This is a genomic window from Thermoclostridium stercorarium subsp. stercorarium DSM 8532, from assembly GCF_000331995.1.
In the GTDB taxonomy this organism is placed as follows: Bacteria; Bacillota; Clostridia; order DSM-8532; family DSM-8532; genus Thermoclostridium; species Thermoclostridium stercorarium.
Map to the genome: position 1 here is coordinate 467,393 of NC_020134.1, position 25,085 is coordinate 492,477.

The window sequence follows — 25,085 nt, forward strand, 5'->3', positions numbered from 1 at the left end:
AAACGGGGTGAAGAATATGCCTGCAAATTTTGAATTTTTAAAGGATAAGGCAGAATATAAATTATTTTCCCAGGCCTGTATTGAAGCTGAACGGGTGCTTGCCACGTCTCCGGCGATGGCCGCCATCGGTTGCCGTAAGGCTTTGGAGCTTGCGGTAAAATGGGTATATTCTGCTGATAATACCATGAAAATGCCATATAAAGACAATTTGCAGGCATTAATTCATGAGCCTACTTTTAGATCTGCCGTAGCCACACAGACTTGGGAAAAACTCCGCTACATAATTAAACTGGGCAACCTTGCCGTTCATACTGAAAAATCTGTCAGCAGGGACGAAGCTGTTTTGGCATTGTCTGCTCTTTTTGAGTTTGTTCAATGGATAGATTATTGCTATGGTACCGATTATAAAGAGCGCAGCTTTAATGAAAGAAATGTACCTGATGAAAAAGTTAGCCTTAACGAAGCCAAGATCAGGGAAATGAACAGCCTGATTGAACAAAAAGAGTCCGAAATTGAGGCTTTGCGCGCCAAAGTGGCTGAAATGAGCGCAAAGCTTACAGCCCAGAGAACCATAAACAAAGAAGAAAGGCATTTTAAACCCGTTGAAATTACAGAATTTCTTACCCGCAAGAAGTATATCGACGTGGAACTTAAAAACCTTGGCTGGGTTTTCGGCGACGATGTCCAGGAAGAAGTAGAGCTCACCGGTATGCCGAATCCCCGGGGTATAGGTTATGCCGATTATGTCCTTTACGGAAAGGACGGGTTGCCTCTTGCTGTTATCGAAGCAAAGCGAACATCGAAAGATCCGAAGCTGGGAACTCAGCAAGCGAAACTCTATGCTGACTGTCTGGAAAGGATGACAGGCAGAAGACCAATTATTTTCACTACGAACGGCTTTGAAACATATATCTGGGACGATGTAACCTCTCCCCAGCGCAAGGTAAGCGGCATATTTTCAAAGGCTGACCTTGAAAAGCTAATAAATCGCCGTAAAGAAAGAAAACCTCTGAGGGAAATTCCCATAGACGATAAAATAACGGACCGTTATTATCAAAAAGAGGCTATCCGTGCGGTTTGCGACAATATCGAGAAAGGACAGAGAAAATTTTTGCTGGTAATGGCTACAGGAACCGGAAAAACCAGAACAGCAGCCAGTTTGACCGATGTTTTGTCTCGAGGAGGATATGTGACGAATGTTTTGTTCCTCGCAGACAGGGTCGCTCTGGTTAACCAAGCTATAGATGCCTTTAAAAACCATCTTCCGGATATGTCCTTGTGTAATTTTCTCGATAACAAGGATGACAGGAACGCACGTATTGTGTTTTCAACTTATCCTACCATGCTTAATGCCATTGATACGGGAAAAAACGAGGCAGGGCAGTGTTTGTTCTCTCCTGCCCATTTTGACTTAATTATTATCGATGAGGCTCACAGAAGCATATTTAGAAAATATCGCGTTATATTTGAGTATTTTGATGCTTTACTGGTTGGTTTAACGGCAACGCCAAGAAACGAAATTGACCGTAACACTTATGATTTTTTTGAACTGGAAAGAGGTGTTCCTACTTATGCGTACGAGTATGAAACGGCGGTAAATGTTGATCATGTTCTGGTTCCGTATCGCAATATAGAGACTAAACTTAAATTTCTTGAGAAAGGTATTGTGTATGATGAACTGTCCGATGAAGATAAAGAACGGTATGAAGAGGATTTCACCGATGAAGACGGTGGAATGCCTGATTTTATTCCTCCGTCGGAACTGAACGATATCATATTCAACCAATCGACTGTGGATACGGTTCTTGAAGATCTTATGACAAAGGGAATTAAAGTGGCAGGCGGAGACAGGCTGGGGAAAACCATTATATTTGCGCAAAACAAAGACCATGCTCAGTTTATCGTTGACAGATTTAATGCGCTGTATCCGCAGTATAAAGGCAACTTTGCAAAACGCGTTGTCTGTGATGATTATTATGCTGAAACTATTATCAGGGATTTCAAAGATCCTGATAAAGAACCACACATAGCCGTTTCGGTTGATATGCTGGATACAGGTATTGATGTACCGGAAGTTGTTAATTTGGTGTTCTTCAAACGTGTCCGTTCCAAGGTAAAATTCTGGCAGATGATTGGACGCGGAACAAGGTTGTGCAAGGATTTGTTCGGACCGGGCCAGGACAAGCAATACTTTTTAATATTTGATTATCTCAGTAATTTTGAGTTTTTCAGGACTCATAAGGACGGTATTGAAAGCGGCGAAACTCCAAGCATTACCGAAGCAATTTTCGCCAAAAGGGTACGCTTGATTTATAAGCTTCAGGAGTCGGCTTTCATGGGTGAGGAGTATCATAAACTTAGAAATTCGCTCATAGAGACGGTGGTAGCCCAGATAAACGCCTTAAATACCGAATTGGTGTCGGTAAAATTGCAGCTGCAGTATGTGGAGAAATATAAAACACCGGAGGCCTTTGTATATCTGTCGGATACGGACAAATATAATCTGATTAATTATTTGGCGCCTCTTGTTTATATGGATGACGCCGATGAATTTGCCAAACGGTTTGATAACCTGATGTACGGTCTTATGCTTTCCATAACCGAAAGCAAGGGAAAATTAAAAAGGGGTAGACAGCAGCTCGTGTCGATTTGCCAAAGCCTCCTGAAAAGATCGACCATTCCTCAGGTAAAGAATAAAATTGAGTTTATTAATACCATTATTTCTGAGGATTTTTGGAAGTCGCCGGATATATTGCAGCTTGAAAAAATACGTCTTGAGCTTCGTGATTTGATAAAATTTATCGCTGACGATGAGAACGGCAGAAGAGTGATATACACCAATCTTCAGGATGAAGTTATATCGGTAAAAGAGGGGGAAGACATTGGACCGGGATTTGATTTTGAGGATTATAAGCTTAAAGTGAACCGTTATATTGAAGAAAATAAAAATCATATAGCCATATATAAACTTAGAAATAATATTCCTCTTACCAAAAGTGATTATGAAGAACTGGAGAAAATTCTGATAGGTGAGCTTGGAACGGAGGAGGATTACAGAAGGAAATTCAACGATACCCCCTTTGGCTTGCTTGTCAGGAAAATAGCAAAACTGGATCGTCAGGCGGCATTCAGTGCCTTTAGTGAATTTATAAATGATCAGTCCCTGAGTCAGGAACAAATTGTGTTTGTCAGGAAAGTTATCGATTATATTGTCAAGAACGGCTACATTGAGGATATATCGGATTTGATGAAACCGCCGTTTGATAAACCCCACAGTTTTGTTAAGTTATTTGACAGCACAAGGCAGAAAAAAATTATAGAGACAGTTAAAAAAATAAAAGAAAACGCAATCAAGGTAATCGGTTAAAAGTAGATGAAAAATAGACGGAAAGACACATTTTACTTTTACGACTAAAAGCCGGGATCATATTACCCTACTCCGGCTTTTCCAGTTGTATTTGTTATTATCTCAGAAATGACATTTTAATTGCTTAAACTATGGCTTATTTATGTAAACATAACCGCCGATAATAATGATGGTTGCATAACCGGCTTATGAAAACTCAAGACGGAATAAGGTTGACTGATATGTTTTCAAAAAAAGAAATGATAAAACTTATGATACCGTTAGTTCTCGAACAGATACTGAACGCGACTGTGGGAATGGCTGATACGCTTATGGTGTCTGCGGTTGGTGAAAGTGCGATATCCGGAGTTTCACTGGTGGATAATATCAACACACTTCTGTATACACTGTTCTCAGCGCTTTGTAACGGAGGAGCGATTATCACGGCGCATTTTATAGGAAGCCACAGGGAGGAAGACGCGAGAAATTCGGCTGCAAACCTTATTTTTTCTTCGGGAGTTGTGGCTTTTATATTAGGTATTGTGGCTCTTGCTGGCAATAAGTTTTTTATTTCATTGTTTTACGGCAGTATTGAACAAAACGTAATGCATTACGCGCGTATTTATTTCTTTTTTTCGGCCTTTGCGTATGTTTTTATCGCGCTGTACAATTCCTGCTCGTCTTTGTTCAGGGTTATGGGCATAACCAGGGTGTCACTCCTGGCTTCGGTTATGGCAAATATCATTAATATTTGTGGAAACGCGCTGTTTTTGTTTGTATTTAACTGGGGTGTGGTGGGAATTGCACTGGCAACGCTTATAGCAAAAGCTTCTTCGGCAATGTTTATGGTTTCTGTTTTGACCAAACAGGACAGAATAGTTTATTTGGATTTGAAAAAAATATTCCGGCCGAGCTGGGGTATGATAAAGCAAATAATGAGCATAGGCATTCCTAACGGTATTGAAAGCAGCCTGTTTCAGATTGGCAAGGTACTGGTGTCGGGTATAACTGCCATGCTCGGCACTACGGCAGTCGCAGCCAACGCGGTGGCCGGTACCATTACGAATTTTGCAATAATACCGGGAACCGCGGTGAGCCTTGCAATTACGACAGTGGTCGGGCAGATTGCGGGTGCAGGCGACAACAAACTGGCGGTGAAGAAGGCGCGTACATTGCTTTTATGGAGCTATCTGTGTATGGGTATTACCTGTATGCTGCTGTTTGCTTTGTGCCCTTATATTGTTTCATTGTATAACCTGGAAGAAGTTACGAAGGATTTGGCATTGGAAATCATAAAATTTTTCAGTATTGTTTGCCTGTTGCTTTGGTCGCCCAGTTTTATAATCCCCAGCGCCCTGCGCGCCGTTAAGGAAGTAAAGTATACAATGGTTGTTTCAATTGCGTCTATGTGGATTTGGCGGATTTTACTGGCGTATGTGTTCGCCATTCACATGGATATCGGGATTCTGGGCGTTTGGATGGCGATGGGGGTTGACTGGCTTTGCAGAAGCATCTGCTTTTATATCCGGTTCTTTCACGGGAAATGGCAGAACAGGCCGGTACTGGAACCGGAGCGGGAAAACGTCTGAACTGCCAACAATGCTCTTAGTATATGACGCTTTTATTTTGAAAGTGTTCTGTTTTTTCAGGCATATTTCCGGTTTTATTCAACGGAAGTTTTATCCTTACTGTTGTGCCTTCGTTGTACTTGCTTATGTATTCCAGGCCGTACGCGTCACCATAGATAAGCTTAATTCTTTCCACAACGTTTTTAATTCCATAGCCGCTTTTGCTGTCCAGTATCTGCCCGTAATTTATTTTTTCAATGATATTTTCGGGTATGCCTTTTCCGTTGTCCTGTACAGACAGTATAATGTTGTCCCCCTCGATACTGCCCGAAATTCTTATTATTCCCGTGCCTTCGTCTTTTTCCATAATTCCGTGTATTATGGAATTTTCCACAATGGGTTGCAGGATTATTTTAGGTAAGAGTATATCCATAAATTCATCAGGCACGTTTATTTCAAATTTGATTTTATTCCTGAACCTCATGTTCTGAATGGAAACATAGGCCGAAACGTGTTCCAGTTCTTCACGCAGCGTAATGAAATCTTCACCTTTGCTTAAATTTGTCCTGTAAAATTTTGTAAGGGAATGAATGACTTCGTCGATTTCACATACCTTGTTCTTTTTTGACAGGCGATTGATAAGCTCAAGGGTATTGTAAAGGAAATGCGGATTTATCTGGGCCTGCAATACCTTTAGTTCCGCAGCTTTAAGCCTTTGTCCCGACTGATACTGTTCTTCCATGAGAAGTTTTATTTTTGAGATCATGTAATTATAGTCAAGAATGAGTTCGCCGATTTCATCATTACCTCCGGTGTTCATCAAAGGTTCCAGAACGCCCTGCTGTACTTTGTGCATCTGGTTTTTCAGCGTTTGAATACGCTTTGTCATAAAGTGGGCGATGGAAAAGGCAAGCAGGTAAGCAATCAGGCTTATGATCAGCATCATGAGTAAAAGCTGGTTCATTGTGTTTTTGATTTTGTCGGTAACAAGTTTTTCGGGAATTACGGTAATCATTTTCCAGTCAGTATTGTGAATAAGTTTTGCCCTGAACCTGATTTTTTCATTGTTTAAAATCACCCACTCAAACCCGGAATCGTTATCATCGGCTGAAGCTATTATATCATGGGGAATATGGTATCTTAACACAAGCTCATTGTCCGAGGCGGCGACAATTTCACCAAGGGAGTTTTCCAGATAGGTCAGCCCGCCTTCTATGGTATTGGCATTGTCAATAACCTGCTCAAAGTCTTTTTTATTAAAATCAATTCTAAGAACGCCGAGTTTTTCCTTGTAATTTACGGTATTAAGGATAAAACGCGCAATTGACAGCACCTCAGGATCGTTGTTTTCATCCTGAAGCAGCTGCGAGGGAATATACGCCAGTGTAAAGGTATAATCATGCATCCGGTTATACCATTCGGTGTCAATGATTTCGTCAAAACTGAAAAGGTTAACGTTTTCAGTGGAATAAACAAGCCCTGACGGGACGTATAACCGTACCTTTTCAATATCCTCCTTATCCTCAAAGGATTTGAGGTATTTGGTCAAAAACATCATGTCTTCAATCTGATCAGAGACAGGATAGTCATTAATGTTTTTCTTAAGAATCTCGGAAATCGATTGTTCATTGTAGATGACATCGGCAACTCTGATAATGTGATTTAACTTGTTGGAAAGAAAGTCAAAGGTTTGATCAAAGCTTCTTTCTGCAGAATAATTGGTATTGGACATTATGATGCCCGATATTTCCATGTTGAATAGCCAGTAAAAAGTTACAAACGGGACAAGAATAAGCAGGATATAGGACAACAATAGCTTTTGTTTGAGTTTTAAGCTGAAAAAGAAATTCAGAAAACCGGGCGTATGGAGCTTAGTCATAGTTTCATCCTGACCTTTTCCCTATATTCCGACGGATTATATCCGGTATACTTTTTAAAAATTTTGGCAAAATAATTCCCGTCGCTGTATCCGACTGATTTTGCTATACTGTCTATTTTGACGCCGGGATCCATTAACAGCTCTTTGGCTTTTTCCATACGAACTTCGGTTATATACCGGTTTACGGTTTTCCCGGTTTTTTCCTTAAAAAAGGCGCACAGGTAGCCGACAGACATGAAGTTTGCCTCGCTTATCTGAGCCAGGGATAGACGGGGATTTGCATAATTAAGCCTGATATAATTTTTTATTTTTGCCACGGCGTCATGGCTCTGCATTTGTTCAGCAATGCGATGAAAGTACAGGTTTATTTTGTCTATAAGGAAACTTTCCAGTCCGGTCAGTGTTTTTATGTTTGAAATCATATACCAATAAAAATCCTGATTTTTGTCAAGACTTACCTGTTCCTTAAGGGAAAAGGTCTCGAGGATTACCAGAAAGCGGTGGTAGATATTCTTCACATTATTTATAAGAGTCTGGTCATGCTGTCTTATTTCGGCGGTCAGTTGTTTTATTGTGTCTATTGCGCCGTCCCTGTCCCTATGGGCAAGGTGCTGCTGGAACCTGTCCACAAGCTCTTCATCCAGTGAATACTCAGGTTTTTTACCTTCGGTGTAAAAGGTATATTTCAATTCATCATGAAAGAAAAATTTCTGCAATGCAAGAACCGACATATTGTAAGATTTGAACACGTTTTTAAACCCGATTACCGGTAATCCTGCGGAGATACTTGCGCGGGCATTTGGGATATTGGCTTCAAAATGTTCGGAAAGGCTTTTAACAATACTATGTAATTTCGAGTACGGGATTTCACCATTGCTGTACAGATGAAACAGAATATGGCCGGAATCCTTTGTCCCTATAATGGCCTGTGCATTATTTGACTGCAGTATGTTATTGATTATATTAATTGCCGAGGCATGGACAAAACTCTGATCCAGATGATTGTCGCTCCGGTATGTAAATTCAATCAGTACGGTTATGAAATGGGTTTCGTCCGAAAAGTACATCTGTAGTATATCCATATTCTTTTTCACGGCTTCAATGTTAAGATTTGGCCTTGTGAGCTGAAGGGCCAGCTCGTTTTTTATTATGGGAATGCTGTTTTCATATTTGTTTTTAATGGAATTGGAATACCGGTTTCTTTCCTCTTCTTCCTTTATCTGGCTTACTGCCTTCTTTATTGACGACAGGAGCTCGTCGTAAACTATGGGTTTTTCGACATAACTGATTGCGTTCAGATAAATGGCAGATTTTAAGTATTCCTTGTCGGAATAACCGCTTAAAAATATAATCCTGCATTTGGGATTCAGTTCACGAAGTTTGTAGGCAAGCGTGATGCCGTCCATTCTCGGCATTCTGACGTCGGTTATAATAATATCGGGATTGAAGGTGGATGAAATCTCAAGAGCTTCAATGCCGTCGTCGGCTCCCTTTACTTCATCTATTCCCAGGGCTTTCCACGGGTAATCCTCCAGAATGCCCTCCTTCGTATAGGGTTCGTCATCAACGACGAGTAATTTTATCATTCTTCCACCCGCCAGCGATTAAATTCCGACTGAGTTTATAAATATTGTACTTTACACGAAAAAATAAGGTTCTTTCCAGAGTTAGTTGATTTAATATAAAAGTATGGTATAATGAAAAAGTATTAAACAAAAGAAAAGAGGTAATTTTATGGATGAGTTTATTAAGCAGTTAGATCAAAATCTAGACTACATTTGTCATGAAATAATTAATGGCAGATGCTATATAACAGTAGCTTCCAACCGTAAAGAAGTAATATGTCCATTCTGCGGTTGGCCATCATCCAAAACACATTCCACATATAGCAGAACCTTTCAGGATCTTCCAATACAAGGTAATAAGGTATTTATTATTATGCGTAATAGAAAGATGTTTTGTAATAATCCTGACTGTAATCATACTACTTTTGCAGAAAGATTTGATTTCATTTCCGATAAGGCGAAGAAAACACAACGCCTTGAGGATGAAATTGTACGCCTGTCATTAAATTGCAGTTCTGTTGCGGCGTCTAAAACTCTGAGGGAGAATGTTGCGGATGTTGGTAAAAGTACTATCTGCAACCTCTTAAAAAAAAGAAATACCTGTTGTTGATAAGGAGAATGTAATAGCTGTCTGCATTGATGATTTCGCCATTAGGAAACGTGAAAGCTATGGAACAATTATGGTGGATATCTCCAAACGTCAAATAATTGATATGATTAACTCAAGAGATTATGAAACTGTCTGCAAGTGGCTAAAAACATACCCAAATCTTCATGTGGTATCGAGAGACGGGTCTGTCACCTATAATAATGCAATTGCAGATGCACATCCGGGGGCTTTACAAATAAGTGATCGTTTTCACTTACTGAAGAATCTGACCTCATATGGGAAGGAGTATCTAAAAAAGAAGCTAAAGCCACAAATCTTAATACAAGCGGTTAGTCAGGAAACTTCCAATGAAGGAACAGGAACAATTAAACAGGCAGATGAAAATAGAAAACTTACATTAAAAGAGAAATATGAGCGGATAGAACAACTTCTAGCAGCAGGAAAGTGCAAAACAGCAATCTGCCAAAGCATAAATATGGATATACGGGCTTATGATAGGCTGATGTCAATGACGCCCGAAGAAAGAGAATCTTCATTTCAAACAAAGATGATGACCGTGCACGAAGAGAAAGTGAAACAAAAAATGGAACGTGTGAATGAAGTGCGTGAGTTAAAGAAAATAGGTTGTAGCAATCATGAGATATCCAGACGTACTGGACTTAATAGATCAACAATTCGGAGATATCTTGATGAAAACTTTAATCCAGTCCATGCTTCCTATGGCAAAAAGAAAAACGGGAAACTAACACCATACATAAAAGAAATTGATGAATGTCTTGAGAAAGGGATTATGGGTTCTGAGATTGAAAAAAAGATACGTGGGATGGGATATGATGGTTCATCATCAACTGTGCGGCAGTACATAACAGATTGGAAAAGGTGTAGAAAATTATATTACGATAGAAGTAGAGAAGGTGGAAGAAAAACGGAAACAATTGAAAGAAAAAATATTTTTAAGCTATTATACCACCCAATAGAGAATGTGAAGTCAATCAGCCGGGAACAATTTGAAAGGATATGCAATGAATATCCTTGTTTTGAAAAGATACATAGTATAATATGGGAATTTAAAGGACTTCTCACTGGTAAAAATGTTGACGCACTCGATAAATGGATGGAGAAAGCAAAAAAGCTAGGTATACCGGAAATAGACAGTTTTATATGTGGACTTGAACGGGATTTGGATGCCGTGAGGAATGCGATAAAATATGAATATAGCAATGGGCTTGTAGAAGGGAGTATTAATAAACTGAAGGTAATAAAACGAGTTATGTATGGGCGATGCAGTTTTGAAACATTAAGAACCAAAACTCTCCGGCTTGAAAAAATGCGATTGCTCAACTAACTCTGGAAAGAACCAAAAAATATATCAAGTCGCCCAGTTTTATAAGAACCATCCATTAAAATACTACCCATAAATCTTAATATTTTTCTGATGTGACTATGTTATTATAAAACTGAAGAAGATATTGCCAAAATACCGGAAATATGGCACCGAATTGGTTTAACATCCGGGGAGGACGCTATGAAAGCTGTTATAAAAGAAATTAAAAAGAAGAAAATATTGTTTCTCATGCTGATGCCCGCATTCATACATGTTTTTATTTTCAGTTACCTTCCTATGGCGGGGGCGATTCTCGCGTTCAAACGTTTTCAATACAATTTGGGTATTTTTAAAAGCCCATGGGCGGGTTTCAGCAATTTCAGGTTTTTCTTCATTTCGGGAGATGCTTTCCGAGTGACCGTAAATACATTGATGTACAATCTTATATTTATAACAGTGAACAATTTTCTGGAAATATCCTTTGCCATTATATTGAGTGAGCTGTCAGGGAGGATTTTTAAGAAAATAACCCAGTCTGTCATGTTTTTGCCGTATTTTATATCGTGGGTTATTGCCGGGGTTATTGTATACAATTTCTTTAATTATGAGTTCGGGGTTTTCAACGGAATCAGGCGCGCATTGGGACTGGAGCCGGTGGATGTGTATAACAGCGCAAACTGGTGGAGGGTGCTGCTGGTCTTTTTCTCGGCATGGAAGAACGTCGGGTATGGTACCATCATTTATCTGTCGGCAATTATGGGTATTGAACAGGAAATGTTTGACGCGGCGGAAATCGACGGGGCCAACCTGTACCAGAGGATAAGGCACATAATGCTGCCGTCGCTGGTTCCGACGATGGTGATGCTATTGCTGCTTGCGGTAAGCAATATTTTCAGGGGGGATTTCGGACTTTTCTATCAGCTTGTGGGGACAAACCCGCTGGTTTATGATGCCACTGACATAATCGACACGTATGTATTCCGCAGCCTTATGACGTCCAGTGACATAGGCATGGCTGCCGCGGCAGGGCTGTACCAGTCGGTAATGTGTTTTATAACAATCCTTGTAGTGAATAAAATCGTCAAATCGGTTCACAGTGACTATGCACTGTTTTAATTGAAAAACTTAAGGATGGGGATGCGATAAAATTGAGCAGAAGAAAAAAGACACTGGATGTTATATCTTTCAATATAATCGGATATGTAATGCTGACTTTGTTTTCCGTTGTCTGCATACTGCCGTTCTGGATGATAATAGTGGGTTCCATCACAAGCGAGCGCTATATAACGGCCCATGGTTACAGTCTTATACCCGTTGAATTTTCCACCGAAAGTTTCAGGTATATTATGAACGATGCCAAAGGAATACTCAGGGCTTATGGGGTTACTACGTTAGTTACCGTCGTGGGAACGTTTTTCGGCGTTTTCATAAATGCAATGGCAGCCTACGTCCTGCACAGAAAAGACTTCAAATTCAGAAATTTCTTTTCATTTTATTTCTTCTTCACCACACTGTTTTCGGGCGGGTTGGTGCCGTGGTACATTTTGTGCGTTAAATACCTGCATTTTAAAGACAAGCTTTATGCGCTGATATTGCCTGGGTTGGTTTCTGTATGGAACATGCTGATTATCAAAGGTTTTCTGGGCAGTATCCCCGATGCTGTGACGGAATCGGCTTATATTGACGGGGCGAATGATTTCAGAATTTTTATTCAGATTATACTTCCGCTGTCCACTCCCGTAATTGCCACAATATCACTGTTTACTGCGCTGAATTACTGGAATGACTGGTACAACAGCATGTTGTTTATTAACAACGAGAAACTTTACATGCTGCAGTTTTACCTGTATAAGCTGATTGGAAGCGCACAGGGGCTTTTGATAGCCGCCGACAAGGCCGGAGTGGTAATAGACAGGCCTCCGATCCAGTCCACAAAAATGGCGATGACTTTGATTGTTATCGGTCCGATTATATTCCTCTATCCCTTTGTGCAGAAGTATTTTGTCAAAGGTATAACCATAGGGGCGGTAAAAGGCTGATTTGGTTTTGGCCTTTTTACTTGTTTGTAGCCTATTGTAAAAATAAATCAAAGGGGGAAGAAATAATGCGAAAAAAATTCAAAACCGTTTCATCTGTTATTTTGGCGCTTTTAATGGTTGCGACGCTTTTTGCAGGCTGCGGGCAGAAAAATGCTTCGACTTCTGGCGGTCAGACGCAGCCTAAGACTGAAACGGGAAACGCTTCGGAGACAAAAAAGGAATATAACGGGATTGACATCTCAAAGCCTGTAAACCTTGTTATGCTGTTTGTAGGAGACAAGGTAGCGGATCAGGATTTGGTCTATGAAGAGGTTAACAAACTGGCCAAGGAAGATCTGAACTGCACGGTTACGGTAAAAAACCTCTCATGGGCGGACTATCAGCAGCAATATCCGCTTGTTCTGGCATCAGGCGAGCAACTGGACCTGGTTTATGCGGCTGAGTGGCTCGGGTATTTTGATCATGCCAGAAAAGGAGCATTCCATGAAATTACGATGGACGACATCAAGAAATACATGCCGATTACCTACGAAGAACAGGATCCGGTAACTTTTGAACAGGCAATGGTGGACGGAAAGCTTTATATGATTCCCAACTACCAGTTTGAGTACAACGTTTACAGACTTATAGGCGTAAGGATGGACCTTGCCAAAAAGTACGGCATTACCGAAATTAAGACATTTGAAGACCTTGAAAGATTCTGTGAGGCCATTGCCGAGAATGAGAAGGAAATGTTTGCAATAGCTCATGAAGGCAGCGGCGGAAATGACAACTTTGCGGTTTTCTACAGACAACCTAATCAGATTCATCTGGTGGGGGGTGGCACAACCCTTTTCGGTATTAAATATGTTAACGGAGAATTTGATTACGATAATCTGTTCAACGTATACTTCACTCCTGAGTTTGCTGAATATGCAAAAATGATGAGACGGTGGGCCGAAAAAGGGTTTTGGTCCAAGAACGCCGCTTCGGGCCAGGGCAAAATCAATGATTTGTTTGTTGCCGGGAAGAGTGCCGTGGATATATGGCATATCGGCGGTGTTGCCCAGGACATAGAGAAGGCTCAGCTTGAGCATCCCGACTGGGAAATGGAGATTATAGACCTGACGCCTGAGTCATTTAAGACGGTATCAAAATTTACAAACAACGGTGTTGCGGTGTCAATCAATACCGTCGATTTCGGACGTTCGCTGATGCTGCTTGAAAAATTCAAAAATGATCAGAGATATTTTGATTTGACCTGTGTAGGTATTGAAGGGAAGCACTGGATTGACATCGGCCCGAATAAATTCAGACCAGGACCTGATGCGAATAATTTCCCGATTTACGGTACGTCAATGTGGGGCTGGATTAGCGAGAAATTCCGCCGTGTTTCCGAAACAGAGCCCAAGCAGCTGAGGGAATATATCAATTCGTGGATACCCGATGTTGTATATCCGATAACCGACAATTTCATTTTCGACGATACCAACGTTAAGAGCGAGTATGCGGCGGTATCCAACGTGGTTAAAACCTATGCCACAATATTTGATCTGGGTATGGCTGAGGATATTGAGAAAACCATTGAAGAGATGAAGGATAAACTGAATAAGGCAGGATACGAAAAGGTCGAAGCCGAATTCAGGAGACAGTACGAAGATTTTATCAAAGCCAATCTTAATAAGTAGAACAAAGTTAAATCAAATAAATTAACATATAGCATTGGTTGAAGGGGCTATTTAATATATAATAGCCTCTTTTTTTGTCATTTCTCGTCGATTGCCATCATTGCCTTTTCCACACTCAAACCAGACCCGCTTTTTTTATATACTTGTATGCCACATAATAATACCCTGAAGATTTAACTGATTTTCAAATACTGACAAGCCATATACCATGTCTTTATTTTCTTTTTATCAGCTTTTACAAATTTAATAAACTCGCAGCAATTTTCAGATTTATGAATTTGAATCTTTCTTCAAAAATCTCATAATTGGGTAATACAATATTTTCAAATAACCCTTCAACTTTCTTTAATCCGGAAGGTAGTAACTATCTATTTTTCAAAATACACAATATACAATACCTATTATCTTCACCTGATCAGCTTTTTGTAACTTTCCATGAGTTCTATAAACTTTGCGCTGTCACCGCCTGCATCGGGGTGATATTTTTTCGCAAGCTCACGGAACCTTTTCTTAATGGCGTTTATGTCGGCGTCATAGGGGAGTCCGAAGTGACTGAGAATTTCGGGATCATACATGCTGTTGCTGATAATGCCGTTTTCTTTGTAGTAAGTGTAATATACGTTAAAAAAGAATTCGCTGATGACTTCTTTCAGTTCATCCCTGTTCATTGAGACAAGTTCGCTTAGGGAATATTTTGAACGGCCTCTGTAAGCTTCGTTCAGATCGAAGAAATCGTCCCAGACAAGCTTCACATTTTTCATCTTTTCTGAAAACTCTTTATCTGCAAAGGCTGAATTGCCAAATCTTATTTTAATTTCAACCTTTTTCAGCTTCCTTAATTTGCGTTTGATTTCTTCACGGGTATGGCAGTTGCCCGGCATTTATTTCACCCCTGTTAACTTTGCAGGCTGCTGTTTATGGTTTCTATTATAAGAAAAGTTGTATGCAGCAGGCAAGAAAATTATGTTATAAACATTGGTATCATAAATAAATTAAACCCCTCCTGTAATTGCAACAGGAGGAGTTTACAATGTTTTTATACATGGACTTATTCAGTATAAAACTTATATTTTATATCTTGATTATTTGAAATTATTTCATATGTTATTCCGTCGTCAAAAATAAACATTCGTTTTTTAATCCGCCCTATCCTCACTTTGCCCGGTTCCACAGCCGTTTTTACCTTTTGGGACCAGCCGAACTCTATTCCAAGTCCGCTTTTGAGCGTATACCTTGTGTCTATTTTTCCGTCAACCTTTCTTATTTCTGAAAAATTCTTTATAACAAAGTCAAAGGCTTCCTCATTACTGTCGAAAATAAAATCGCCATCCGGCTCTACTACAAATGTTTTTGAATATTCGCTTGCGGGTCTGAACTGATCAGGAGTGGGTCTGTAATATCCCGCTATATTGTTGTTGCCGTCAAGCAGTATGATTGCCAAAGACTGCTTTTCTATCGTATCTCCCAGTTCGTACCCGTAAGAAATAACTGTACTGAAGTCATAAATTGGGTAGTTCGGCGTACTGAGGAATTTGTAAAGGAAATAGTCATCGGGCATGTCCGCAGGCGCATCAACAATCGCAAAACGGCTTATGTTTTTGTCAAGTGCCTGCATTCTTACAATTTCGTTGATTATCTCAATTTTATACGGGTCGCCTTCATATACAAAATGGAATATTCCTTTGAGATCTATCACAGGTATTGATTTTTGTTTTCTATATTCATTCATGTATTCTTTTGCCGCACTTGAAACCGATTTGTTCATGCTTTCCGCTTCGTTTTCATTTACTCTGTAATATCCGAGAGGGTTATTGTTCTCGTCCAGTAGGTATACAATAAGATCTTTTTTGTTAAAATGCCCGGTATATATTCCGGGGTCAAAAAACGAGCCATCACAGTTGTAAATTTTTTCAGAATAAAAATACTTTGCCATTTCTCCTACGTTTATTATGTCCAATTCCTCCACGGTCGGGTACCTGTCTGCATAGGCATTGATTATAAATATCTTTTTAAACTGCCTGCTTTTTTCGGGGAGTTTTGCCCTGTCAAAATGTATAAGCCCTTTTTCGTAGATACTTATGCCTGATGTAATCTGTTCGAGATATTCAGGTTCTGTGACTTCTTTAAATTCCAGGTATAGAGTGGTGTTATTATGTACTTTGTCTGTAATCACTGCGTAGCCTAAAATTTTCCTGTCCTTGCTTATAACAATGACCGTAGCGGGATCACTGTTGTAAATTGCCCATTTGTTAGTTGTGGAGTCCCCTCCACATTGGGCCTGTAATATTCTGTGGTGTCGTTTTCCGCAGCCCTTTGCGCGATTAACATCGTTGTATTGTTAAAATAAGGCCCGCCTCCGGTTTCCACCATGTTAAAATCTTTCATTTTTTCGGGAAGGGTATTCCTGTCGACGGTTATTCTGAATATTTTAAAGCCGTTTTTGATTTCTTCCATATCCGACAGAATTACTTTTGTAAGTTTTGGCTTGGCGGCTATTTTGTCAAGCAGTTTTATTTCTTTGGCAGTGTCATAGCTGATTACATTTTCCTGCATGAGTTTTTCCGCAAGGGTGATATTGCTGTTTTTTATCCACGCGGTAAGGGCGTTGTATGATATTGCAACCATATCGTCTCTTAAAAATGTTTTTTCTGACAACTGTTTTTCATACGCTTCATCTATTATGTCCAGGAATTTGGCTTTTTCAACAGCTTTGTCCCAGACAAAATCCCCGTCTTTGTCACTGTATCCCAGTGCCCTTAAAACAAAAGTGGCAAAACTGTTTGCGTCTATTTGGCTGTAAGGATCAAAAAGGTTGTTGCCAACTCCTTTAGTCAGATTGTTATGATACAAAAAACCAACGTACGGATTCAGCCATTCAGGAACATCGGTAAACGGGTGATTGTAATTTGCTTCTTTCGCCTCCTTTTCTTTCCCCAGCAGCCTGACCAGCATTACGCTTCCCTCAGCCCGTGTGGGAGCCCTGTCCAGCTCAAAGCCGTCGGTACCGCCTAATAGAAGACCAAGCCTGTTCAGCGCCTCAGCTTCGACCTGATGGTATGTTTGTCCGGTCTGCCGGGCCATGGACGGGAATGAGACGGTTGAAAAGAGAATAAAAAGAAAAAGGATTAAAGCTGTTGATACCGGCTTTTTCATGAACAAAACCTCCTTTGTTATTGTTTGTTATTAATTCTGGTCCCGCTTAATTTGAGCGCGTTTTAAAAGAACAGTCTGAGTGAGCAGGATGCCTGCATCAGGCGTCCCTCCAATCTATATCATTACATAAAAAGGTATTTTATGTAAAGTATTTTTGAATATAAAGTCAGGGAATTGACGGAAATTATAATTCTTTTTAGGGCAAATCAGGCAAATGTGCTATAATAAAAAGCTGTGGTCGCCGATGAAATAACAAAAACAGATCCGAATTTATAGCAATAAATCCAATTTTATCAATTAATTTTTTTATTATTTTGAGAATTTCATTCACTTTGTCAATTTTATTTTGATGAATTTGCATAAAAACTATCTAATAATACTATTGTTTTACGCGGCGAATATATATATAATTTGTAGATAGTGTGTTAAAATGATTGAACCATGTCGAATACTGTTTTTTACTGCAGAATACACAAAAGAATAAATAGGGGGGGGATATAAACGACAAGTTCAGGCTAAATTATGAATGGCTAAGTAGACATACAAGGTTATTTTTTGCTTTGTTTCCTTCATTGGTGTGAATATGGGACATGAATTCAAAATCTATTAACTTTAGAAAGGTGACGTAGACATATGAAGATGACCTTTAGATGGTATGGCAGTAAACATGACAAAGTAACGCTGAAACAGATCAGACAGATTCCCGGACTTATAGGGGTAATTTCAACACTGTATGATATCCCTGCGGGGGAAGTGTGGCCTGTGGAAAGAATTCGCGCTTTAAAGGATGAAATAGAAAGCGCAGGGCTCACACTTGAAGGTATTGAAAGTGTAAATGTTCATGAAGATATCAAGCTTGGGACGCCTGAGGCCGAAAAGTACATTGAAAACTATAAGCAGACTCTCAGGAACCTTGCAGAATGCGGCGTAAAGCTGGTTTGCTACAACTTTATGCCGGTCTTCGACTGGACCCGCACAGATCTCGCGAAAATTCTCGAAGACGGGTCAAATACCCTGTCATATGACGAAGATGTAATCAGGAAGATTGATCCTGCAAAAATGTTTGAAGAAGTAAACAATAATTCCAACGGTTATGTTCTGCCGGGCTGGGAACCCGAGCGCTTGGGCGAAATCAAAAGACTTCTTGAATTGTACAGCGACATGACCGAAGAAAAGCTCTGGAAGAATCTTGAGAATTTTCTGAAAGAAGTAATACCCGTTGCTGAAGAATGTGACATCAAGATGGCTATTCATCCCGACGATCCGCCGTGGTCTGTATTCGGTCTGCCAAGACTTATTACTTCAAAGGAAAACCTGGAAAGGTTCATTAATCTTGTCGACAGCCCGTACAACGGGTTAACCATATGCACCGGTTCCCTCGGAGTGGATCCCAACAACAATATACCTGAGATTATCCGGTATTTCGGCTCGAAGGGAAGAATCCACTTTGCCCATGTGAGAAATGTAAAAATACATGAGCCTCGCAAATTCGACGAGGTTGCCCATAAGTCGGAATACGGTTCGCTGGACATGTTTGAAATTATGAAGGCTTTCTATGATGTCAAGTTTGAAGGGCCTATTCGTCCGGACCACGGCAGAATGATTTGGGACGAGGAAGGACGTCCTGGATACGGTTTGTACGACCGGGCACTGGGAGCCGTATATCTGAACGGTTTATGGGAAGCAATTTCAAAAATGGACAAACTCAATAATAAAAACTGACGGCTATCTGAGCTGTTATTGATTGACAAACAAATTAAAATCTTCTATACTTATACCAGCAGATACGAGGATGGCGGTTCTGGAGTAACTCAGCGGTTATCTGCGAGTATATGCGGTTCCTGTGAATTAAAAGGAGATATATGAACCGGAATAAAATGAAATATATTTTTGGTTGGTTGATATTAGTAGCCATACTAATTCAACCAACCAATATTTATGCATCTGAAATTGCCAGTCTTGGATTTGTTGAAACCGATGTCATCCTGTTCCCCGACGGTAAAGCCATCGTTTCATACACAGTGAGGTATAATCTTAACCCGGGCAAAACGATGCTTGCTTTCACAGTGGAGGGATTCGGGAGGCTTAATCCTGTCTTTGATGAAGAATATTCCTGTGTTATAACTGATGACAACATATCTCATGAAATTGACATCATTAACCTTGGCGACGGAAAATATGATATTGTCAATTCCGGTAATCAGCGCCTTGGCGGCGAATACCTGACGTATAAATTCAGGTTTGCCGCAGATATGGCCGAAGCAGGGTATCTGGAAAGGACAACATCGGAAGAAGGGAAGAAGCTTGTTGTCTTTAACTGGGCGCCTTTCCAGTGGGATGAGCCGATGGAACATTATACGGTCACTGTAAACTATCCTCTGGAATATGAAAACAAGGATGCTTCAAGGGAGGAAATAGAGAGTTTTCTCCTGGAGAATGATTTTGCAACCGAAAAGTGGATGAACGAAGAGTATCTGATTGATTACCGGGTGGTTGAGTTGGACTCTGTAAGAAGGGTCCAGGTTCTGCTCCATAAAGAAAATCCAAAGGCGGGATACCATTTCAGGATTCAGCAGTATATATCGGAAAATGTATTTAATGAAATTCCCGGCGGCAGTGCTTCTTTTGACGGGAAAATAACCGAGAAAGAAAAGGATTTGCCTGTAGTTCCGTGGTTCCCGGGTGAAGACGGGTATGCACGGTACCGCGAACACACGGACAGAACGGCTTTAATATCAGTTTTGGGGCTTTTGTTTTTTATTACGCTGTTGGCAATCGGCAAAAAGCATCGATCAATGGTTAAAGCTCATGAGACGATGGACCAGGTGCAATGGGCAAGGACCGACTGGGAGCCGCCTGAAATTGAAATAGCATCTTTCAGGAAAGACGGGCATGTTGCCGACAATTTGGATGAATATGAGGCCGCCTTTTTTATGGGTGTACCGTATAAAACCATTCTTGCGGCCATTCTGGCAAAACTTGTGGCGAAAGGGTATCTTGAGGAAATTTCCGCCGATCCTCCTAAAGTACGAAGGATTGAAGGCAAACCCCTGTCGGAACTGAACAAGTATGAGCGAATGGTGTATGACGCCGCGGAAGACGGAGAGTTTAGCGCTCATGAGATTGATAAAATACTGCAGCTGCTTGTTAGCAATGTTAAAGAAAAAACTTACGACTGCGATCTTGACGCCACAAGAAAATATTATCAAAAAAAGCTTTCCGACAGTATTCTCGAAGATATTCCCGATTTCGGCGAAGAAGAGGGACGGTTTCAGCGAGAAGGCCATTTTGATAGGGAATATTATTATACCGATAACTGGATTTGCTGGTATTTTTACCACAATCATATGTATCACTCCGACTACAGAAAACGTTGCAAACGTTATGAGACATATATTCCTGTAAATAACGACAGTGTGGCATTCAGTTCATCTTTGAATTCAGCGGGCGGGCGCTTTGCCTGCCATTCGGCCTGCCATGACGCCTGTCATTCGGCTTGCCATTCGGCGTGCCATTCAGCCTGTCACTCCGCATGCCATTCTGCATGCCATTCCGCTTGCCACTCTGCATGCGTGAGCGGAGGTGCAAGATGAAGCATAAACTGTCATGGGTTGACGACTTTATAAACAGTATAAAACCCTATGTATACATGCGCCTTAAAGACAATGTACTCATCCGCATGCCGAACGAGGCATTTAAGTTAAACCCTTCAGGGGCGAGAATTGTAAAACATATTTTGGACGGGGGTTCAGTTCAGGATTTTATCAGAGCCAGGTCCGATTTTCCGGAAACCGAATCACAACTGGAGAGGTTTTTTATAGACTTTTCGCGTATATGGAACGGCGAAGTATGCGAGAATTATAAAACCGATGCCATAAGGAAAACTGAATTCAGAATCGGGTATATTGAGCTTCCGGTCCTTTCAGAAGTGGCGTTGACCTACAGATGTAACATTAAGTGCGAGTTCTGTTACGGGGACTGCACCCGGACTGAAAGGCAGAAACAGCTTGATACGGCCGGATTTAAGAAAATACTGGACATAATAAGGTATGAAGCCGAAGTTCCAAGCGTTTCGTTTACAGGCGGAGAGCCGACAACATATGGGGATTTGCCCGAACTTATAAAATACGCGTCAAAACGGAACGGAATGAGGGTTAACCTAATTACGAACGCAACTCTTATAACTCCAAAAAAAGCAAAGGAATTTGCCCGTGCGGGGCTTTCGTCGGCGCAGGTTAGCATAGAATCGGCCTATGCATATGAACACGATGCAATAACAGGGGTTCCCGGTTCCCATGCCGCATCGGTGGCGGGATTTAAAGCTTTGAAAGAAGCAGGGATCCTTGTGCATCCCCATGTGACAATCTGTAAAATTAATAAAGATAGGCTGGTGGATTATCCCAAGTTCTGTAAAGAAATCGGGGCCGAAAGATTTTCGGCAAACCTTGTGATACCTGCAGGTCGCGGCGTAAATGAGAAGCTGACGGTAACATACAGCGAAGTCGGCGGTATCGTCAGAGAACTTAAAGCCCGGGCTTTAAAGCTTGGAATTCAGTTTATGTGGTATTCCCCCACTCCGATATGCCTGTTTAATCCATTGGCGGAAGGCTTCGGAAACAGGGAATGCAGTGCCTGTGAGGGGCTGCTTTCGGTTGACCCGAAAGGAAACCTTCTTCCTTGTTCAAGCTGGTCTGAACCTGTTGGCAACCTTTTAGACGAAGGATTTGAGACGGTATGGAATAACAGGCGCTGCAAATGGATACGTGCAAAGGAAGCAGCACCTCAGGAATGCAGAAAATGCAGGCATTTCACGGCCTGTCAGGGAGCCTGCCCGCTGTATTTTAAAGCCCATGGCCATAATGAACTTGTTCCTCAGTGGAAAACAATGGGGATTATTAAGGAAGGATGTCCGGTATGAACGGCATGCTGCGCCTGCCTGGCTTTCCTCCGCCTGAAAAACAGAATATTGTCCGGTTTCACGTATTGAGAAGCCTTTCCTATCCTGCAAGAATAATACTGTTTCTTGTATTTTTGCTGGCGGGTTTCGCAGTTCAGTTTTTTACATTACGGGTGTGGCCCGGAGCTTTGTTTTTGATTTTCGCGTCTGCCATTGTACTTGTCCGCGGCTATGACAGCCGTGTAGAAGTTAAGTCTGATCCGGATGCCGGGTGGACTCATGTGGGTATGGACAAATTAAACCGGATTAAGGAACTGGACAGAAAAGCCGCAGAATGGGACAGGGACATTCTTGATATCAGCAATTTGGCCGGGTTTTTCACGTTTTTGGTTACGTTGTCGGTTCTGGTGATTGTGTATTTATCAACAAGAGACAGTTACTTTTACCGCGAAACGGGGGTTATTTTTGTAAGCGATGCGATAATACTGATTGTTCCGATGTGGTTTACCGGAATACGCAGAATACCGAAACAGGGGAACTTACTGATTAAGGTGGATATTATAAAGCAGATGGAAGCATATTTCCGGCTTGTAAAAAAAGACGGGGAAAATTTTGTCCCGCTGCTTATGCTGGCAAAGGACAAAACCGGCAAAAGCATTCCGACCGACTGCAAATTCGCGGTTACGTTTGACAATATGCCCGACGGTTTTTACGGCATCCAGGCACAGGTTAATATTAATCTGGTGCAGGGGACAGGTTATCCGTATTTTTATTGTGTAATTGTGGCGAAACCAGGTTTCGGACTGGATCGTCATGCAAGGGAAATCGTTGCCCCGAAGGGCATTACAATAGATTATAACGAAAATAGTAATGCCGAGGTTATTGTTATACGGCAGACTACGACGAAAACGTCAGGTTACCATACGAAAATAAACGACTGTAAGAAAATTCTTGCCGAAACGCTTGCCGAAACAAGAAAAATCCTTTCATCCACGCAAAAGGTAATCAAGCAATAACAAAACCGGCAGTTCTAATTGAAATAGACCCCGGTACGGCTTCTGATTCGTCAGACGTTCCTCAAGATATGGAAGATGTATTTATCAGTAACAGTAAACAATAATTCATTAGAATGATTATGACTAAGATAAAAGAAAACCCCCGATTGTTGTTTTATATTTTAAAAGCGGATATAATTAATGCATGAATGTGGAGGAGTGCGGCCTCAAAATCACGGGCAGCCCGTAACGGGAAAGACCTGTCAATTAAAGGGTGGGAGTATTATGAAGCGCTTGGAAATAATACTCGGCGATATTACGAAGGTAGAAACAGACGCCATTGTTAATGCGGCGAACAAAACGCTGCTCGGCGGCGGAGGGGTGGACGGTGCAATCCACAAGGCGGCAGGCCCTGAGCTTCTTGAGGAATGCCGCAGGTTAAACGGCTGTGAAACGGGTGAGGCCAAACTGACAAAAGGTTACAGACTTCCTGCGAAATATGTGATTCACACGGTAGGCCCGGTATGGCGCGGCGGAGACCATGGCGAAGACGGTTTGCTTGCGGCCTGCTACAGAAACTCACTCCGCCTGGCGGTGGAATATGGTATAAAGACCATCGCTTTTCCGTCGATAAGCACCGGAGCATACCGTTTTCCTGTCAGACGCGCCGCCCGAATTGCCATTTCGGAGATATTGAAATTCCTGAATGAAGACAAAAGTATTGAGAAAGTTTTAATGGTGTGTTTTGACAATGAGGCCTTTAAGGCCTATGAGGAAGCTTTAAGGGAAATGACTTCAAAAGCCTGAAAATGTGCTTTTTTTACAGGCCCAAAAGTGATAATGGGGCCATTTTATGAACGGGAGCACAATACCCCCTCCTCCGTCTGATATATTAATAATGTCATGTTTTTATTAAGTCTGTTTTGATAAGGGAATCACAGGGGGAACGGTTACCGGAATGGCGGAAGGGAGGGGGACGAAAACAGTGTTTAGTCAGGTTTTGTCTTTATTCGGCGGCATTACACTTTCTTTATATACGATCTCTCCCTGAACAATTCTCACCCCGGGCTTTATTTTCACGTGGTTTATCCTGTCCAGAAGAATGCTGATGCTTTTTTTAACCATTTCACGTACATTCACGTCATAAGTGGTTATGCCTATATCGCTTAAACCTGGATACAAATAATTGTCAAAACCTACAACCGAAATGTCTTCAGGCACTCTGTAATTAAGCTTCCTTAAATGTTTGATAAGTAAGCTTGCCGTGAGATCGCAGTTACATACAAATGCAGTGGGCATTTTTTCGGGAAGTTTAAACTCAAAGCTCAAAACGTCGCCAGTTGCCCAGTCCCGATCGTCCAGAATCCATTCCTTGCGTATTTCCTGACCATGTTCCATCATTGATTTGCAGTATCCGAGATAACGATCGGTTATGCTTCCTGTATAAAGCAGCGTGCCTACATAAGCAATATCGGTGTGCCCCATGCGGAACAGGTAATTTGTAAGCATATAGGTTCCGTAAAAACCGTCTGAAATTACCGAGTCACAGTTGCTGAAATCGTCAAAAAAATCCAGGCACACCATGGGCAGCGAACTTTCTTCACGTATTGTTTTTATATAACCGTTTTTCGGACGTCCGAGCAGAATGATTCCGTCCACTTTATTTTCTTGGATGAGTTTGGGAAGTTCATGTTTTTCTTCGTCTTCGGGTTCAATAACCTCCAGCATTGTAAAGCATTTTTCCTTCACTGCGACCGTGGCCAGTTCCTGATACATATACCAGTAAAAGGAATTACGTATTTCAAAATACCTGCCAGGTACTATTACTCCAATGTTTTTGCTGGAATTATTCCTTTTTGACGAAGGCTGTCTGTAGCCCATCTGGTCGGCAAGCCGTCTGATTTTTTCCCTGAGCTCCTCGCTCACGCCTTTTTGACCCGAAAGGGCCTTTGACACAGTTACATTGCTTACATTGAGTACCTTAGCGATATCCGACAATGTTACCCTTTTTGCCATTGCGTTAACCTCAGCCTGTATATTTT

18 protein-coding genes are annotated in these 25,085 nt (G+C 41.2%); 12 read left to right on the forward strand and 6 right to left on the reverse strand.

Annotated features, from left to right (window positions below):
• Positions 1 to 16 precede the first annotated feature (16 nt).
• Both CST_RS02085 and CST_RS02090 read left to right on the forward strand, forming a co-directional pair.
• The gene (locus CST_RS02085) at positions 17 to 3,367 is read left to right on the forward strand and encodes a DEAD/DEAH box helicase family protein (protein ID WP_015358164.1); all 3,351 of its coding nucleotides are present in this window, start codon (positions 17 to 19) and stop codon (positions 3,365 to 3,367) included.
• A gap of 239 nt (positions 3,368 to 3,606) precedes the next feature.
• Positions 3,607 to 4,935 carry an MATE family efflux transporter gene (locus tag CST_RS02090; RefSeq protein WP_242823575.1) on the forward strand — a complete coding sequence of 443 codons (1,329 nt, stop codon included), beginning with the start codon at positions 3,607 to 3,609 and terminating at the stop codon, positions 4,933 to 4,935.
• Between the two features lie 16 nt (positions 4,936 to 4,951).
• On the opposite strand, the gene CST_RS02095 is transcribed toward CST_RS02090, so the two are convergent.
• Together CST_RS02095 and CST_RS02100 are read right to left on the reverse strand one after the other, a co-directional pair.
• A complete protein-coding gene (locus tag CST_RS02095) occupies positions 4,952 to 6,793 on the reverse strand; it encodes a sensor histidine kinase (RefSeq protein WP_015358166.1) in 1,842 nt (613 codons plus the stop codon).
• Positions 6,790 to 8,379: a response regulator gene (locus tag CST_RS02100; RefSeq protein WP_015358167.1), complete on the reverse strand. Its 1,590-nt coding sequence runs from the start codon at positions 8,377 to 8,379 to the stop codon at positions 6,790 to 6,792. The genes CST_RS02095 and CST_RS02100 overlap by 4 nt, the downstream gene beginning before the upstream one ends.
• Before the next feature lie 148 nt (positions 8,380 to 8,527).
• On the opposite strand from CST_RS02100, the gene CST_RS02105 reads away from it, so the two are divergent.
• The 5 genes from CST_RS02105 to CST_RS02125 all read left to right on the forward strand — a co-directional run bounded on the left by CST_RS02105 (position 8,528) and on the right by CST_RS02125 (position 13,998).
• Positions 8,528 to 8,968, forward strand: a complete 441-nt coding sequence (locus tag CST_RS02105; protein ID WP_015358154.1) for an ISL3 family transposase — start codon at positions 8,528 to 8,530, stop codon at positions 8,966 to 8,968.
• On the forward strand, positions 8,955 to 10,313 hold the full coding sequence (locus CST_RS02110) for an ISL3 family transposase (protein WP_257745869.1): 1,359 nt from the start codon (positions 8,955 to 8,957) through the stop codon (positions 10,311 to 10,313). Before CST_RS02105 ends, CST_RS02110 begins: the two co-directional genes overlap by 14 nt.
• A gap of 180 nt (positions 10,314 to 10,493) precedes the next feature.
• Positions 10,494 to 11,408 carry an ABC transporter permease gene (locus CST_RS02115; protein ID WP_015358168.1) on the forward strand — a complete coding sequence of 305 codons (915 nt, stop codon included), beginning with the start codon at positions 10,494 to 10,496 and terminating at the stop codon, positions 11,406 to 11,408.
• A gap of 32 nt (positions 11,409 to 11,440) precedes the next feature.
• Complete coding sequence (locus CST_RS02120) at positions 11,441 to 12,331, forward strand: carbohydrate ABC transporter permease (protein WP_015358169.1); 891 nt, start codon at positions 11,441 to 11,443, stop codon at positions 12,329 to 12,331.
• A 65-nt stretch (positions 12,332 to 12,396) separates the two neighbouring features.
• Positions 12,397 to 13,998, forward strand: coding sequence for an ABC transporter substrate-binding protein (locus CST_RS02125; RefSeq protein WP_015358170.1), 1,602 nt, complete (start codon positions 12,397 to 12,399; stop codon positions 13,996 to 13,998).
• A gap of 407 nt (positions 13,999 to 14,405) precedes the next feature.
• Here CST_RS02125 and CST_RS13795 read toward each other — a convergent pair whose 3' ends face one another.
• The 3 genes from CST_RS13795 to CST_RS02140 all read right to left on the reverse strand — a co-directional run bounded on the left by CST_RS13795 (position 14,406) and on the right by CST_RS02140 (position 17,151).
• Complete coding sequence (locus CST_RS13795) at positions 14,406 to 14,879, reverse strand: J domain-containing protein (protein WP_015358171.1); 474 nt, start codon at positions 14,877 to 14,879, stop codon at positions 14,406 to 14,408.
• A gap of 167 nt (positions 14,880 to 15,046) precedes the next feature.
• On the reverse strand, positions 15,047 to 16,171 hold the full coding sequence (locus CST_RS02135; RefSeq protein ID WP_015358172.1) for a hypothetical protein: 1,125 nt from the start codon (positions 16,169 to 16,171) through the stop codon (positions 15,047 to 15,049).
• A 29-nt stretch (positions 16,172 to 16,200) separates the two neighbouring features.
• The gene (locus tag CST_RS02140) at positions 16,201 to 17,151 is read right to left on the reverse strand and encodes a hypothetical protein (protein WP_015358173.1); all 951 of its coding nucleotides are present in this window, start codon (positions 17,149 to 17,151) and stop codon (positions 16,201 to 16,203) included.
• 633 nt (positions 17,152 to 17,784) lie between these two features.
• Between CST_RS02140 and uxuA the strand changes: the two genes are divergently transcribed.
• The 5 genes from uxuA to CST_RS02165 all read left to right on the forward strand — a co-directional run bounded on the left by uxuA (position 17,785) and on the right by CST_RS02165 (position 23,850).
• Positions 17,785 to 18,873 carry a mannonate dehydratase gene (gene uxuA / locus CST_RS02145; protein ID WP_015358175.1) on the forward strand — a complete coding sequence of 363 codons (1,089 nt, stop codon included), beginning with the start codon at positions 17,785 to 17,787 and terminating at the stop codon, positions 18,871 to 18,873.
• Positions 18,874 to 19,049: 176 nt separating this feature from the next.
• Positions 19,050 to 20,744, forward strand: coding sequence for a DUF2207 domain-containing protein (locus CST_RS02150; RefSeq protein WP_242823576.1), 1,695 nt, complete (start codon positions 19,050 to 19,052; stop codon positions 20,742 to 20,744).
• Positions 20,741 to 22,069, forward strand: a complete 1,329-nt coding sequence (locus CST_RS02155; RefSeq protein ID WP_015358177.1) for a radical SAM/SPASM domain-containing protein — start codon at positions 20,741 to 20,743, stop codon at positions 22,067 to 22,069. Before CST_RS02150 ends, CST_RS02155 begins: the two co-directional genes overlap by 4 nt.
• Complete coding sequence (locus CST_RS02160; protein ID WP_015358178.1) at positions 22,066 to 23,064, forward strand: hypothetical protein; 999 nt, start codon at positions 22,066 to 22,068, stop codon at positions 23,062 to 23,064. Before CST_RS02155 ends, CST_RS02160 begins: the two co-directional genes overlap by 4 nt.
• A 264-nt stretch (positions 23,065 to 23,328) precedes the next feature.
• Complete coding sequence (locus tag CST_RS02165; protein ID WP_015358179.1) at positions 23,329 to 23,850, forward strand: O-acetyl-ADP-ribose deacetylase; 522 nt, start codon at positions 23,329 to 23,331, stop codon at positions 23,848 to 23,850.
• Positions 23,851 to 24,036: 186 nt separating this feature from the next.
• Here the strand turns inward: CST_RS02165 and CST_RS02170 are convergent, their stop codons facing one another.
• Positions 24,037 to 25,059 (reverse strand): substrate-binding domain-containing protein, encoded by a 1,023-nt coding sequence (locus tag CST_RS02170; RefSeq protein WP_015358180.1) that lies wholly within the window; start codon positions 25,057 to 25,059, stop codon positions 24,037 to 24,039.
• Positions 25,060 to 25,085 lie beyond the last annotated feature (26 nt).

Coding starts and splice junctions, on each gene's coding strand:
- CST_RS02085 (WP_015358164.1), top strand. CDS start 17: ATGCCTGCAAATTTTGAATTTTTAAAGGATAAGGCAGAATATAAATTA.
- CST_RS02090 (WP_242823575.1), top strand. CDS start 3,607: ATGATAAAACTTATGATACCGTTAGTTCTCGAACAGATACTGAACGCG.
- CST_RS02095 (WP_015358166.1), bottom strand. CDS start 6,793: ATGACTAAGCTCCATACGCCCGGTTTTCTGAATTTCTTTTTCAGCTTA.
- CST_RS02100 (WP_015358167.1), bottom strand. CDS start 8,379: ATGATAAAATTACTCGTCGTTGATGACGAACCCTATACGAAGGAGGGC.
- CST_RS02105 (WP_015358154.1), top strand. CDS start 8,528: ATGGATGAGTTTATTAAGCAGTTAGATCAAAATCTAGACTACATTTGT.
- CST_RS02115 (WP_015358168.1), top strand. CDS start 10,494: ATGAAAGCTGTTATAAAAGAAATTAAAAAGAAGAAAATATTGTTTCTC.
- CST_RS02125 (WP_015358170.1), top strand. CDS start 12,397: ATGCGAAAAAAATTCAAAACCGTTTCATCTGTTATTTTGGCGCTTTTA.
- CST_RS13795 (WP_015358171.1), bottom strand. CDS start 14,879: ATGCCGGGCAACTGCCATACCCGTGAAGAAATCAAACGCAAATTAAGG.
- CST_RS02140 (WP_015358173.1), bottom strand. CDS start 17,151: ATGAAAAAGCCGGTATCAACAGCTTTAATCCTTTTTCTTTTTATTCTC.
- uxuA (WP_015358175.1), top strand. CDS start 17,785: ATGAAGATGACCTTTAGATGGTATGGCAGTAAACATGACAAAGTAACG.
- CST_RS02155 (WP_015358177.1), top strand. CDS start 20,741: ATGAAGCATAAACTGTCATGGGTTGACGACTTTATAAACAGTATAAAA.
- CST_RS02160 (WP_015358178.1), top strand. CDS start 22,066: ATGAACGGCATGCTGCGCCTGCCTGGCTTTCCTCCGCCTGAAAAACAG.
- CST_RS02165 (WP_015358179.1), top strand. CDS start 23,329: ATGAAGCGCTTGGAAATAATACTCGGCGATATTACGAAGGTAGAAACA.
- CST_RS02170 (WP_015358180.1), bottom strand. CDS start 25,059: ATGGCAAAAAGGGTAACATTGTCGGATATCGCTAAGGTACTCAATGTA.